Origin of the sequence: Aeoliella mucimassa, from assembly GCF_007748035.1 — a bacterium.
GTDB lineage: Bacteria > Planctomycetota > Planctomycetia > Pirellulales > Lacipirellulaceae > Aeoliella > Aeoliella mucimassa.
This window is the reverse complement of the sequence record NZ_CP036278.1, coordinates 3,025,492-3,037,945: the sequence shown is the minus strand read 5'-3', so window position 1 is coordinate 3,037,945 and position 12,454 is coordinate 3,025,492. Positions and strand designations below refer to the sequence as shown.

Here is a 12,454-nt window from a genome sequence, read left to right as displayed (position 1 = left end):
GACTTTGAAGAACCATGCCCGAATCTCTCACTCGTCCTTATTCGGAACAAAGCAATTTTCGCCGCGTGGCGATCCTGTTCGCCGGTGGCCCAGCCCCCGCCGCTAATGCAGTGATTTCCGCTGCCGCTGTTTCGTTTCTGCGACACGGTGCGGAAGTCATCGGCATGAAGCACGGCTACTCGAGCCTGGCCGATTTCGATCCGTCGAAGCCGCTCGAAGAAGGTCAAGATTACATCGTGATTGATCACCCCACGCTTAGCCGCACTCGCAGCAAGCAGGGCATCATGATCGGCACCGCTCGCACAAACCCTGGCAAAATGGTTTCGTCGCCTGAGCACCTGACCGACCCCGAACGCTCGGCTCCGCTCAAGGCTACTTACGAAGGCCTTCGGTCGATCGGCGTCGAAGCCCTGATCTCCATTGGTGGTGACGACACGCTGAAGACCGCCAACAAGTTCAAGATGTACCAGGACACGCTGCCTGAGGATGCCCCTCGCATCCCTGTGGTTCACCTGCCCAAGACGATCGATAACGACTACCGCGGTATCGATTTCACCTTCGGCTACTTTACAGCGGTCGACTTCCTCGCTCGCGAAGTTCGCAACCTGTTGGCCGATGCCGAAGCCAACAAGAGCTACTTCCTTGTTGAGTCGATGGGTCGCAGTGCTGGTTGGTTGGCTTATGGTGTTGCCATTGCCGGCGAAGCGAGCTTGGTGATCAGTGTGGAAGACATTCGCGGCAAGTACCGCACCAGCGAAGAGGTCACCAATCCCAAGACCGGCGAGAAGTCGACTCGCGAAGTCATGGACCTCGACAAGGTGATCAAGAGGATCGTGTTGACCATGATCACTCGCGAACGCGAAGGCAAGAAGTATGGCGTCATCGTCATTGCCGAAGGCCTTGCCGAGCTGATGCCTTACTCGTTCCTCGAAGGTGTCGGTCGCGACGACCATGGCCACATTAATATCTCGGCTATCAGTTTGCACACCATTTTCAGCCGCTTGATTGCCGAAGAGTATGAACGGCAGACCAAGAGCAAGCGTAAGGTCACACCGCTGCAGCTGGGCTACGAAGCTCGTTGTGCCGTGCCGCACGCGTTCGACGTCATGCTCGGTAGCCAGCTCGGCGTTGGTGCGTTCCGTGCTCTGGTTGAACAGAAGCTGAACGGCGTGATGGTTTCGGTTTCGGGTCAGTTGCAATTGCACTACGTGCCGTTCGAAGAACTGGTCGATCCGAAGACGTTGGTAACCGTGGTTCGATACATCGAAAACAACTGCGACTTCCAACTGCTCACTCGGTTCCTGGAAACCTACGTGAACGAAGAAGACCTCTCGTTGGTCTAACCACCACTCGGTTCCATCGCAGTCGCAGGCATTCGATTCCCTCCGTTTCCTAGGTAATCAGCATGGGCTTTCCTGAACCATTTTATCGGTGGCGTCCTCACCCCTGGCACGGCCTGGATGTTGGTCCCAATCCACCGGAGGTGGTGAACGCCTACATTGAATTGACTCCCTTCGACCGGGTGAAGTACGAACTCGACAAGAAGACCGGTTATCTTCGCGTCGATCGTCCGAATCGTACGTCGTCGTTTTGTCCAACGCTGTATGGTTTCATTCCTGGCACGTACTGCGGCAATCGCGTCCGCGACCTGATGCCGGGCGCAGAAGCCGGCGATGGCGATCCGCTCGACATCTGCGTGATTAGCGAACGGCCGATTTCGCTGTCCGAGGTCATCCTCACTGCTCGCGTGGTGGGCGGACTGCCAATGCGTGACAACGAGGAAGCCGACGACAAAATCATCGCTGTACTAGATGGCGATGCTGCCTGGCTAGGGGTGAACGACGTTTCGCAACTGCCAGAGGTGCTCGTCGACCGACTCCGGCATTACTTCAGCACCTATAAGATGCTTTCGCCGGACGAGGATCGCGTTCACATCGATGCCCCGTACGGTCGCGAACACGCCGACAAGGTCATCCAGGCTGCAATTGCTGATTACGGTGACCACTTCGGTACGGAGTAATCAAACTAGCTATCTAACGTTCCCTTGGTGCTCGGCACGCCCGGGCACCGGGGATCGTATTCTACTGCCATGCGTAACGCCCGCGCGGCGGCTTTGAACACCGCCTCGGCAATGTGATGGCTGTTGCGGCCGTAGTGCAGCATGACATGCAAGTTGCACTGGGCGTTGAACGACACCGCCTGCCAGAACTCTTCCAGCAACTCCGCGTCGAAGGTACCGATCTTCTGCGATGGGGTCGGCGCGTTATACACCAGATAATGGCGACCACTCAAATCGAGGGCTACGGTCGCTAAGGTCTCGTCCATCGGCAAGGTGAAATGCCCGTACCGGCGGATGCCTTGCTTGTTGCCAACCGCCTCGTCGATGGCCTGTCCCAGGCAAATGCCAACGTCTTCCACGGTGTGATGCTGGTCGACGTCCAAATCGCCCTGGGCTCGCACCTTGAGATCAATCACCGCATGCTTGGCGAAGAGCGTCAGCATGTGATCCAGAAAGCCAACCCCGGTCGCGACATCGGCGACGCCGGTTCCATCCAGGTCGAATTCGAGCTGGATATTGGTTTCGCCTGTCTTGCGATTGATCGAAGCTGTCCGTGTCATTTGGAAGATCCAACGAAAGTATGGGGGAATGGCTACCCTTAACCTACCAGCCAGCGGAGTTTTGCGTAGTCCCACCCGGAGGGTTCCGGGGTTTGGCCAGCCGGCCGGCCGGTTATAATTGCGACAAACGGCACGACCGAAGTCCCCCAGTCCTCCTAATTGTGCGAGTTCCGCCCGATGTCCGCTCCGATGCGAACCCCACCACCGCCTCGCGACGACTCCCTACGGGGTACCCTGACCATCGAGGCCTACGCACGCCGGCAAGGTCTTACGCAACGTGAGGTGCGTCAAATGCTCGGCACCGGTAAGGTTCCTTTCGTCCAAGTTCGTGGGCAGATTCGGGTGCCGATTGCTCCAGCGACTGACACCGGGAGTGATTCAGCCAGTGAATCAACGGATCGCTGAAGGATCATTCGCAGGTTCCTCCGGTGGTTGCGGCTTCCGTTGCTTCGGCAGCAGCGGTACCACCAGGTGCCCCAAATAGCTGGTCGGCGAGGGCTCCTCGACTCCGAACTCTTCCGGCTCATGATCGGGACAGGTGTAGGTACCAAATACGATGTCCATCAGCGGGCTGACGTTCGCGTAGTTGCCCGCCCGGCGATCCTTCGCGTGGTGCCAGTGATGCAGTTCCGGCGCGCCGATTAACATGCGTAGCGGCCCGAGCGGCAACCGCACATTCGAGTGAATGTAAATAGCCCAGATCCCTCGGAACACGACCAAGGCCGCGATCGCGTTAAGCGAAAAGCCGAGGATCACCGCAGGTAGGTTGATCAGCCCGATCGTGTAGATGGAGTCGAGCGGGTGCTCGCGGTGGGCGGCCAACCAATCGAGATGCTCGGCGGTATGGTGCACCGAATGAAACCGCCACAGGAACGCATTCGAATGCTGCCAGCGATGCGCCCAGTAAATCAGCACATCACTCAGCAGCACTGCTTCGACCGCTTGCAGCCAGACAGGCTGAGCGCCGATTGCCGAGCGGAATCCGCCCGGCACTAGACTGTCGATCCACAAGTTCACATACCCCAATACCCATAACACCAGTCCGCTCCACAGCAGGTACTGGCCGAGGAAGAAGCATAAATCGGTCCACCAGTCGGGCCGGAAAAACCGCTGCGACGCTTTGGCGGGGAACGCCATTTCGAGCGGGCGGAACAGACAGGCCAAGAACAGAAAGCTTACCGCTGCCGATAGCAGCATCGACCAAGCATTTAGCCATCCCATGCTACATGCCTTTCCCACCCGCAGTCTTCGCCTTAGGCATGTTGCCGGGCTCCGACCGAAGGTCAATCAGCGGGATGAACGACTTGGTACCTGGCAGCGTCGAGTCGATCGCAGGAGGGGGTCCTAGTTCGGATTCATCCGCTCGCCCACCAAGGGCATTTGGGGTAAACAGAGGAGGTGCTAAGCTCTCGTCCGGCGGACCGAGCTTACCCTTGTTGCCGAGCGATTCGACATCGATCGCTTTCGACTCGATTAGCGGAACCCCACTTTTGCTACTGTAAGCGCTCAGTTCTTTTGGAGTGAGCGTGTGCGGTTGCTCTGCTTCAGCGGGCTGGTTCGCTGGCTCGGGCGGGGATTCCCCGAACTCTCCGGCCGAGATCGTTAGCGACTTGGAACTCGACATCCTCATTTCGGGCCGATTGTCGTCGGGCGTGTTGCTCGCGTCGGTGTAGCTTTGGGACCTCCACCACACGAAGGCGGCCATGAGCACGACCGCCGAAATCACGGCAAACACGCGGAACAACAGGGGAGGGCGTTGCATCGGCATTTTCCTCGAGGACAGTACGGGCGGTTTTGGCACTTCCTCTTAGACGCGGCACGCCGAGTAATAGTTCCCCAAAATTGCCGCGTCAGGCCCAATCGAGCCCGGTTTCGGCCTTTAATCGATCCTCGAACTCGCCGAGCAAACCGCCGATGACATCCCACCCCTCGCGGCGGCGAACTTCGATATCCCCTTCGCGATTCACGCGAACGATGGTCCCGTTCTCAACGCCTGCTTCCCCCAGGTTCTCATGATGCAGCTCGTCGGACTCAATGATGCGATCGAGCGTCTCGCCCGTCATTTCGATAAAAGCCATGTTCGTGAGTTCTCCTTGTTGTTCCTGCCCCAAACCGATGGGGATTGTAACATAATTTCACGTAGGGAAAGGACCAACCAATGGTTGCCAGCGTCACTCGCGCAGGCAACCCACAAGCTATAGACTCCAGTCAGGCGCTAAGGCGCGAATTTTCTCCGTAAACGTCAGCAACGTATCCACGTCGAGTTGCTCAGTGCGGGTGTCGGGACCAAAGTTCATTTGCTCCAGCACCTCGTCCACCTGCTCCTTGCTCAGGAATTTCTTCATGGCCGAAGTCACGTTGGCTCGCAGGAATTTGCGGCGGTGCAAGAAGATCGATTTCACGAACTGATGAAAGTACATGCGGTCGGGAATCGCTTCTCGCTTCTCCGGATTCACCACGATGCGAATGATCGCCGAGTCGACCTTCGGACGGGGCCAGAACACCGACGGCGGCATCACCCGCACAATCTCGCAATCGCACTGGCTCTGCATCCACACGCTCAGCGCGCTATAGTCTTTCGACCACGGCTGGGCCACGATGCGTTCGGCCAGTTCCTTTTGGATGGTGGCCACCATCGAGTGCGGCGTGTGTTCGCAGGTGAGCAAGTTCGACAGAATCGGCGTCGCCACGTTGTAGGGCAGGTTTGCGACCAGCTTTAGCTGGCGACCGGGGGCTTCTTCCAGCCGCTCTCCTACGACTTCCATCACCTGCGGATTAAAGCGGTTCTTGTTCTTCAGCGCGTCGAGTTGCAGCATCGTCACGTTGTCGAAGTCGAGCAATTGCTCGCTGGCCAGCTCATACAAATGGCCATCGATCTCCACGGTCACCACTTCGGCCGCCTGCTGGGCCATCAGTGCGGTAAGCGAACCGGTGCCGGTGCCGATCTCCAGCACCACGTCGTTCGGCCCAAGGTCGCCAGAACTAACGATCATCTCCACCAAGTTGAGATCGATCAGAAAGTTCTGTCCATGCCGCGAAGCGGGCTGCACGCCGATTTCGCGGAGCCGCTGCATCAGGAACGATTTGGTTTGGCGTTCAGACATCGAGTGGTTGGTACCGTCGGTGGGGGGAGAGGGCAGGGGAGCGAGAAGTAGGCAAACTGTCGGCCGCGTTCGATCAGGCGTCGGCCTTCGGGGGCAGCAGTTGCTGTCCTTCCAGCTGACGTTCGACGTACTTGGCTAGCACGTCGGTCTCGATGTTCACCGTGTCGCCGACGTTGCGCAGGCCAAGCGTGGTGACCGATAGCGTATGCGGAATCAGGGCGATGCTAAACCGCTCTTCCTCGACGTCGACCAGCGTGAGGCTCACGCCGTCGACGGCCACCGAGCCTTTGCTGGCCATCTGGCGAGTGAGTCGCTTCGGCACGCGAATCCACATGGTGCACCACTCCGCGTCGTCGATCCGCTCGTCGAGCGTGCCGAGGCCATCGATGTGGCCGGTCACCAAGTGGCCGCCGAGTTCGTCGCCCATGCGGAGCGAGGTCTCCAGGTTCAGCCGATCGCCAGGGTTGAGCTGGCCGAGATTGGTCCGCGACAAGGTCTCTTCGCCCGCCTGAAAGCTGAGGCAGTCGCCAGCGATTTCGACCACGGTCAGGCAGCAGCCATTGTTGGCGACGCTCCCGCCGATCTGCATGGCCGCGGCGATTTCGGGTTCACGCACCACCAGGCGGACTCCGCCAGGTTCGGAGATAAGATCAGCAACTTCGGCCAGGCTTTGAACGATACCGGAAAACATGATATTGGGCTATTTAGGTGAGATGCGTCAGAGCGAATAGATTCCCATTTCGCAAAACACGATCCGTTGGGAATCTATTTTTTCCTCCACTTACGACACGGCGAAGTAAAAACAGAGCTTGTATAACAGCCGTTTTTTCATAATCGGTCGACGTAAGTAGTGCGAAACGGGCTCGAATAGATTCCCACCGGTGGGAAACTATCGTCGGCCGACGCTGCCGGGCGACCACCAAGCTGTCGTCGCGGTTCGTAGGCCAAACCTCTATTAGACCGTGAGAGGTGGCCAATTTCTACGGCTAATTTGCTACCACACCGAGTGGCGGATGTCCGTTAAAATGGGAGATCGGCAGGCAACTTGCGGTCACCGCATCCCCGGCGGTCGCCGGAGCAGGCGACAGGCTGGCGAGCCCCTCGCTCGGTACTCCGCGAATCAAGCCCTTTGAACCCATTGGCTCAGCTGCTTTATGCGAATCCCAACGATCCAAGGCATCATCGACCGGCGGATTTTAGCCAATTATCGCTGCGATCCGGCAGTGATGCAGCGGGTGTTGCCGCCGCCGTTTCGCCCTCAGCTGGTCGATGGCTACGCGATCGGCGGCATCTGCCTGATCCGCTTGAAGCAAATCCGACCCGCGTTTCTCCGGTTGCCGGTCGGCATCCGCTCCGAGAACGCGGCCCATCGCATCGCGGTCGAGTGGGACCTCAATGGCCAAACCCAGCAGGGGGTCTACATACCCCGCCGCGATACCGACTCGCGACTCAACGCCTGGGCGGGGGGAACCTTGTTTCCCGGCATTCATCACCATGGCAGCTTTCGCGTGCAGGAGTCGAGCGACCACTTTTCGGTGGAGTTCACCAGCGACGACCACGCAGCCCATGTGGCCGTGGTCGGACGAGTGGTTCGCGAGCTGCCCGCCGAATCGGTGTTCCAGGACCTCGAGGCGGCTTCGGCCTTCTTCGAAGCAGGATCACTGGGGTATTCCGACACCGCGACCACCGGCCAGTACGACGGGCTTGAGCTGCGGTGCAGTAACTGGCAGGTCGAACCGCTAGCGGTCGAGCGCGTAGAGAGCAGCTTTTTCGAGGACGAGCAGCGATTTCCCCCTGGCTCGACTGAGTTTGACTGCGCGCTCTTGATGCGTGGTATCTACCACCAATGGCAGAGCCGGGAGAGCCTCTGCTGCCCCGCGACCGAGGTTGCTAGCAATTCCCCTTAACCGGCCAATTGATATTGCTATCATTGTGCGGGAAGTGTAGTTTTGCGGCCGTTCGCTCCCTCCTACGGCCGAGATATTCCACTGAGAATCAAATCCTCACTACTCACTTCGATCGGTGGCTTTCTGTTCGCTTCGGCCTTATGGTTGCTGTTTCGAACGCTACGGCACCGACTGATTACCGGTACGCCGAACACAAATCCTTACGCGAAGGATTTGCAGGAGCGGTATTTGTATTCGGTGTGGCACGACACGATGGTGATGCCGGTGTTCGGCGGCAAGCATCGCTGCACTACCGCGCTCACTAGCCAGCACTCCGATGGCTCGTTCGTCGCCCAAGTGATTCGTTGGCGCAACGTGCCAGCAGTGCGGGGCTCGACCAATCGCATCAGCACTGGTGCCATTCGCCGACTGCTCGACGCGACCGGCACCCGCCATCTGGTGATCACCCCCGACGGACCACGCGGCCCGAACCGCAAGATGAGCATGGGCATCGTCTATCTCGCTTCGCGCAGCGGGCGGGCGATTGTGCCAACCGCCTTCGATTGCTCCCGGTGCTGGCGATGGAAGGGAAGCTGGTCGGACCTGATTATCCCCAAGCCATTCTCCACCATCGTACTGATTGCCGGAGAGCCGATCTACGTGCCCGACGGTTTGTCGACCGACGAGCTTCGCGAGTATGTCGACAAGGCCCAAGCGGCGATGGACCGGCTGAACGAGCAAGCCCGGGCGGAACTGGGTTTTAGTACCGACTCGCCCAGCGATCGCGAATCCCGCCAAGCAGCCTAGCAACCCGCGATGTCGCACGCTGCTTCGGCTACCCGTGCGCATGGCCATTTATTGTGTCGACTCTACAGGCGAGGTAGAATAGCAGTTACACGCCTGAGGCCGGCCCCGCTGATCGTTGCGAGCTTCCTCCAGTCCTCAGGCACGGACAGAGAGATGGCACCGATGGCACGCGCTTACCAGCTCGTCTGGTTCTTCGTATTTACTTGCTGGCTAATAACTCCGCCAGCCATAGCGGTGGAAGCCGACGACTTGCTTGACTGGGGTCGCGAAGTCGCCAGCGAAATCGAGTCGACGCTGCGCATCAATCGCTCGAGTCTGTACGCCGAAACGGCAACCCTCTCCGGCAACCAGACCGGTGGGATCTATGGTTCGTCGTTTGTATGGCCCGCGAACACGCAGTTTCGCATGCTCAACTCGCTCACCCAGCTCGATCCTACGACCTACGAGCCGGTGCTGCGGGCGTACTCCGATCAGCTTCGTCGTGAATACTGGAGCAACGGCTACCGCTCGGGTGCGGGGCCGAGCGATTTTACGACGACAATGGACACTTGGTGGTATCGCTGGCGGAAGCCTACCAGCTGACCGGCGAGGCGGTCTACTTGTATCGGGCAATCGAGACCTACGACTTTGTACTGTCGGGCGAAGACGACCGCGCCGGCGGCGGCATTTACTTTCGCGAAGGCTCGCAGGAATCCAAAGACACCGTGTCGACGCTGCAAGCCGCCCGCGCGGGAGCCATGCTCTACCAGATCACCGGCGAGTCCGACTACCTGGAAGATGCCGAGCGTTTAGTGGAGTGGGCCAACACTCACGTGCAGCTTAGCAGTGGAACCTACCACCAAGGCTACAACATCGACGCAATGGAAGCTCGCGGAGTCGATATCGTCAATGCAACTGGCATCGGCATCTCGGCCAATCTGGAGTTGTTCCACGCGACCGGTTCTCGCGCGTACCTGCGAGATGCCAAGGTAGTTGCCTCGGCTTCGCTCACGCGGTTTTTTGACTCCTCCACCGGAGCGATGGGAGACGAAGGCTACTGGGCGTTCGAGCTCGTCGAAGCCCTCAACGATTTGTACCTGACCGAGAACAATCCCTACTGGCTCACCAAGGTGCAGGGAGCCATGCAATGGCTGCACGACAACAAGCAGGACGAGAACGGACACTACGAGCTATTCTGGGGGCGGGGTGGTCCGCTGACCGAGACGCTCACCGAGTGGCACCTTAACGAACAAGCCGCGGTCGCCCGGGCGCTGCTCGACACCGCGAATGCCGCGCTACAGCCTGGCGACTTCAACAACGATGGCCTCGTCGACCTGGCCGACTACGTTGTCTGGCGCGACAATTTCGGGGCCGCAGCCGGCACGCTCCCTAACGACACGCTGACATCCACCATTGGACTGGGCCAGTACGAGGTGTGGAAGCAACACTTCGGCGAATCAAAGCTCGCCGGCGGGCGGATGACAGCGGTGCCGGAGCCTTCGTCGCTGGTCCTGGCATTCGGCCTAATGGTGCTTGTCGGTTGCGCGCAGCGTCGCCGAGTTACCTGCTAAACCGGGACGATTACGAAACCGGCATTTACTGCAGCACCGGACAAGTGTCGAACCACTCGCGGCCGGTTTCTCGCATCCACTCGGTCGACTCCATCGGCCCCCAGAAACCGCGTTCGTACGTGTAGACCGGCGGCTGGCTCTTGGTGGCCCAATGGTTGAGAATCGGGTCGCAAATCGCCCAGGCGGCTTCCACTTCGTCGGCACGAGCAAACAGACTGGCGTCGCCTTCCAACGCATCGAGCAGCAGCCGCTCGTACGCTTCGGGCATCACGCCATGGAACTCGCGATCGTAGCGGAAATCGAGATCGGTCTGGCGCATCCGCATGCCTGCGTCCGGCACCTTGGTTTGGAAGTGCATCTGAATGCCTTCGGCCGGCTGCACTTGGATGACTAGGCGATTCGATTCGCACCGCCGAGTCTTGCACGAATCAAACAGCATGTGCGGCGGCTCGCGGAACTGGATCACGATCTGCGTGGTGCGGCAGCTCATCGCTTTGCCGCTCCGCAGGTAGAACGGCACGCCTTGCCAGCGCCAGTTGTCGATCCACAACTTCATCGCCGCGAACGTGGCGGTTTGGCTGTCGGAGGCCACGTCCTTCTCGTTCAGGTAGCCATCGTACTGCCCACGAAACGTATCGGCGGTGAGCATCTCTTCGGTCATCGGTCGCACTGCGTGCAGCACCTTGACCTTCTCGTCGCGAACCGGATCGGCCGCGTACCGAATGGGTGCTTCCATGGCAGTGATCATCAGCAGTTGCAGAATGTGATTCTGGAACATATCGCGGATGATGCCCGAAGTTTCGTAGTAGCCTGCGCGGCTGCCGATGTCGACTTCTTCGGCCACGGTGATTTGGACATGATCGATGTAGTTGCGGTTCCAGATCGGTTCGAAGATGGAATTCGCAAACCGCAGGATCATCAGGTTCTGCACGGTCTCTTTACCGAGATAGTGATCGATGCGGTACACCTGCTGTTCGTTGAACACGCTATGGACCACGTCGTTCAGCTTGCTGGCGCTTTCGCCATCGGTGCCGAACGGCTTTTCGATCACGATTCGGCGGGGGCCGTTGTTTTCCATCGACAGCCCGACCGCGCCGAGCATCTCGGCGGCCGGCCCGTAGAAACGGGGAGCGGTCGACAGATAGTACACCCGCTCGCTCTCGACTTTGCCCTCGAGTTCGTCGAGAAACTCGCTTAGCGTAACAAAATCGTCGCGATTACCAATATCGCCCGGGTGGTAGTAAATGCTCTTGGCAAACTCATCCCACGTTTCGCGTTCGAACTTCTTGCCGGCGAACTTCTCGGTGCTCTCGGTGAGCGCCTCACGCCACTGGTCGTGCGAGAATTCAGTCCGCGAGAACCCCACTACGCGCGTCTCTTCGGGAAGCCGCCCCTTGCGATGCAGTTGATACAACGCGGGAACCAACTTGCGCTTCGTCAGATCGCCAGAAGCGCCGAAAATTACGATGGTGTGGGGCATATTGAGCGGGGAATTGCGGAAAGGGGAACTTTGCGAGGGAGAGACGGACTCGGCTGCGATGTCGCAGACGATGGCCTTTCGCTGCAGCTGGTTCCCCTTTGCTAAATGGTCATGGACGTAAAACCGCCGTCGACGTAAACCGCTTCGCCGGTGATGAAACTACCAGCGGTGCGGTGCAACAGCAGTAGTGTAGCACCCATCAACTCTTCTGGCTCGCCGAAACGTTTCATTGGAGTGTGCCGCATGATATCGGCGACGCGATCCTCGCTCAAGATTTTACGGTTTTGCTCCGCGGGGAAGAACCCCGGACAGAGGCAATTCACCCGCACGCCTTGGGTGGCGAACTCACGAGCGACGTTTTGCGTGAGGTTCAGCACTGCGGCTTTGCTGGCTGCGTACGAGAAGACCTTCGACAACGGCAAGAAACTGGTGACGCTACCGATGTTCAAAATCGACCCGCCGCGGCCGGAGTCGATCATTTGCTTGCCGAACACCTGGCACGAGTAGTGGGTACCGCCGAGGTTGCTCTTGATGATGCGGTCGAACTCGTCTTCCTCGATGTTAAAATAGGGGGTTGCGGAGTTCACGCCGGCGCCGTTGATGACCGCATCGACCTGGCCTTGGTCTTTCACCACCTTGTCGCACAGCTCTTGGATCGATTCCTTGCTCATCGCGTCGACCGCAGCGAACGACGCCTTACCCCCAGCCGAGGCGATGGCCTCGACCCGAGCCATGCCGCGCTCCTCGCTACGGCCTGCCACCACAACGTGTGCGCCGGCCTTGGCCAAGCCCGCAGCCATCTCGCCGCAGAGCACGCCGGTTCCACCAATCACCACGGCCACCTGGCCTTCGAAGCTAAAGAGTTTTTCTAAGTAGGTCATGGTTCTGCCTGTTGGGGAGTGAGTGTTGGTTTTAACCACAGAGAACACGGAGTTCACCGAGGATGTCTGTTATGACTTGTTTAGCAAACGATTCGCACTCTTCGAGTGAGGCACCAGAGCTTACGGC

At 59.0% G+C, this 12,454-nt stretch carries 15 protein-coding genes; 7 read left to right on the top strand and 8 right to left on the bottom strand.

Features of this window, described 5'->3' with window-relative positions:
• Positions 1–14: 14 nt before the first annotated feature.
• Both Pan181_RS12205 and Pan181_RS12200 read left to right on the top strand, forming a co-directional pair.
• Entirely contained in the window at positions 15–1,343 is a 1,329-nt protein-coding gene (locus Pan181_RS12205) for a 6-phosphofructokinase (RefSeq protein ID WP_145247099.1), read from the top strand.
• Between the two features lie 62 nt (positions 1,344–1,405).
• Positions 1,406–2,020 carry an inorganic pyrophosphatase gene (locus Pan181_RS12200; RefSeq protein ID WP_145247098.1) on the top strand — a complete coding sequence of 205 codons (615 nt, stop codon included), beginning with the start codon at positions 1,406–1,408 and terminating at the stop codon, positions 2,018–2,020.
• 5 nt (positions 2,021–2,025) lie between these two features.
• On the opposite strand, the gene hisB is transcribed toward Pan181_RS12200, so the two are convergent.
• Entirely contained in the window at positions 2,026–2,619 is a 594-nt protein-coding gene (gene hisB / locus Pan181_RS12195; protein WP_145247097.1) for an imidazoleglycerol-phosphate dehydratase HisB, read from the bottom strand.
• Between the two features lie 177 nt (positions 2,620–2,796).
• Between hisB and Pan181_RS12190 the strand changes: the two genes are divergently transcribed.
• Entirely contained in the window at positions 2,797–3,024 is a 228-nt protein-coding gene (locus tag Pan181_RS12190; protein WP_231943824.1) for a MerR family transcriptional regulator, read from the top strand.
• On the opposite strand, the gene Pan181_RS12185 is transcribed toward Pan181_RS12190, so the two are convergent.
• The 5 genes from Pan181_RS12185 to Pan181_RS12165 all read right to left on the bottom strand — a co-directional run bounded on the left by Pan181_RS12185 (position 3,010) and on the right by Pan181_RS12165 (position 6,414).
• Positions 3,010–3,840 carry a sterol desaturase family protein gene (locus Pan181_RS12185; protein ID WP_197529203.1) on the bottom strand — a complete coding sequence of 277 codons (831 nt, stop codon included), beginning with the start codon at positions 3,838–3,840 and terminating at the stop codon, positions 3,010–3,012. The two genes, Pan181_RS12190 and Pan181_RS12185, sit on opposite strands and share 15 nt — an antisense overlap.
• A gap of 1 nt (position 3,841) precedes the next feature.
• Entirely contained in the window at positions 3,842–4,381 is a 540-nt protein-coding gene (locus Pan181_RS12180) for a hypothetical protein (RefSeq protein ID WP_145247095.1), read from the bottom strand.
• 88 nt (positions 4,382–4,469) lie between these two features.
• On the bottom strand, positions 4,470–4,697 hold the full coding sequence (locus tag Pan181_RS12175; protein WP_145247094.1) for a hypothetical protein: 228 nt from the start codon (positions 4,695–4,697) through the stop codon (positions 4,470–4,472).
• A gap of 117 nt (positions 4,698–4,814) precedes the next feature.
• The gene (rsmA, locus tag Pan181_RS12170) at positions 4,815–5,723 is read right to left on the bottom strand and encodes a 16S rRNA (adenine(1518)-N(6)/adenine(1519)-N(6))-dimethyltransferase RsmA (protein WP_145247093.1); all 909 of its coding nucleotides are present in this window, start codon (positions 5,721–5,723) and stop codon (positions 4,815–4,817) included.
• Positions 5,724–5,796: 73 nt separating this feature from the next.
• Positions 5,797–6,414, bottom strand: coding sequence for a riboflavin synthase (locus tag Pan181_RS12165; RefSeq protein WP_145247092.1), 618 nt, complete (start codon positions 6,412–6,414; stop codon positions 5,797–5,799).
• A 463-nt stretch (positions 6,415–6,877) separates the two neighbouring features.
• Here Pan181_RS12165 and Pan181_RS12160 point away from each other — a divergent pair, with 463 nt between their 5' ends.
• From Pan181_RS12160 to Pan181_RS12145, 4 genes are all read left to right on the top strand, one after another.
• The gene (locus tag Pan181_RS12160) at positions 6,878–7,630 is read left to right on the top strand and encodes a DUF2071 domain-containing protein (protein WP_145247091.1); all 753 of its coding nucleotides are present in this window, start codon (positions 6,878–6,880) and stop codon (positions 7,628–7,630) included.
• 42 nt (positions 7,631–7,672) lie between these two features.
• Positions 7,673–8,416 (top strand): lysophospholipid acyltransferase family protein, encoded by a 744-nt coding sequence (locus tag Pan181_RS12155; RefSeq protein ID WP_197529202.1) that lies wholly within the window; start codon positions 7,673–7,675, stop codon positions 8,414–8,416.
• A 162-nt stretch (positions 8,417–8,578) separates the two neighbouring features.
• Positions 8,579–8,998: a hypothetical protein gene (locus Pan181_RS12150; RefSeq protein ID WP_145247089.1), complete on the top strand. Its 420-nt coding sequence runs from the start codon at positions 8,579–8,581 to the stop codon at positions 8,996–8,998.
• On the top strand, positions 8,968–9,966 hold the full coding sequence (locus Pan181_RS12145) for a glycoside hydrolase family 76 protein (protein WP_231943859.1): 999 nt from the start codon (positions 8,968–8,970) through the stop codon (positions 9,964–9,966). Before Pan181_RS12150 ends, Pan181_RS12145 begins: the two co-directional genes overlap by 31 nt.
• Before the next feature lie 25 nt (positions 9,967–9,991).
• Here Pan181_RS12145 and zwf read toward each other — a convergent pair whose 3' ends face one another.
• Both zwf and Pan181_RS12135 read right to left on the bottom strand, forming a co-directional pair.
• Entirely contained in the window at positions 9,992–11,446 is a 1,455-nt protein-coding gene (zwf, locus tag Pan181_RS12140; protein ID WP_145247087.1) for a glucose-6-phosphate dehydrogenase, read from the bottom strand.
• Between the two features lie 101 nt (positions 11,447–11,547).
• On the bottom strand, positions 11,548–12,327 hold the full coding sequence (locus Pan181_RS12135; RefSeq protein WP_145247086.1) for an SDR family oxidoreductase: 780 nt from the start codon (positions 12,325–12,327) through the stop codon (positions 11,548–11,550).
• Between the last annotated feature and the right edge of the window lie 127 nt (positions 12,328–12,454).

Excerpts from the sequence above, each read along its gene's own strand:
- Pan181_RS12205 (WP_145247099.1), top strand. The coding sequence starts at position 15 with ATGCCCGAATCTCTCACTCGTCCTTATTCGGAACAAAGCAATTTTCGC.
- Pan181_RS12135 (WP_145247086.1), bottom strand. The coding sequence starts at position 12,327 with ATGACCTACTTAGAAAAACTCTTTAGCTTCGAAGGCCAGGTGGCCGTG.
- zwf (WP_145247087.1), bottom strand. The coding sequence starts at position 11,446 with ATGCCCCACACCATCGTAATTTTCGGCGCTTCTGGCGATCTGACGAAG.
- Pan181_RS12190 (WP_231943824.1), top strand. The coding sequence starts at position 2,797 with ATGTCCGCTCCGATGCGAACCCCACCACCGCCTCGCGACGACTCCCTA.
- Pan181_RS12200 (WP_145247098.1), top strand. The coding sequence starts at position 1,406 with ATGGGCTTTCCTGAACCATTTTATCGGTGGCGTCCTCACCCCTGGCAC.
- Pan181_RS12185 (WP_197529203.1), bottom strand. The coding sequence starts at position 3,840 with ATGGGATGGCTAAATGCTTGGTCGATGCTGCTATCGGCAGCGGTAAGC.
- Pan181_RS12180 (WP_145247095.1), bottom strand. The coding sequence starts at position 4,381 with ATGCAACGCCCTCCCCTGTTGTTCCGCGTGTTTGCCGTGATTTCGGCG.
- Pan181_RS12150 (WP_145247089.1), top strand. The coding sequence starts at position 8,579 with ATGGCACGCGCTTACCAGCTCGTCTGGTTCTTCGTATTTACTTGCTGG.
- Pan181_RS12160 (WP_145247091.1), top strand. The coding sequence starts at position 6,878 with ATGCGAATCCCAACGATCCAAGGCATCATCGACCGGCGGATTTTAGCC.
- Pan181_RS12165 (WP_145247092.1), bottom strand. The coding sequence starts at position 6,414 with ATGTTTTCCGGTATCGTTCAAAGCCTGGCCGAAGTTGCTGATCTTATC.
- rsmA (WP_145247093.1), bottom strand. The coding sequence starts at position 5,723 with ATGTCTGAACGCCAAACCAAATCGTTCCTGATGCAGCGGCTCCGCGAA.
- hisB (WP_145247097.1), bottom strand. The coding sequence starts at position 2,619 with ATGACACGGACAGCTTCGATCAATCGCAAGACAGGCGAAACCAATATC.
- Pan181_RS12175 (WP_145247094.1), bottom strand. The coding sequence starts at position 4,697 with ATGGCTTTTATCGAAATGACGGGCGAGACGCTCGATCGCATCATTGAG.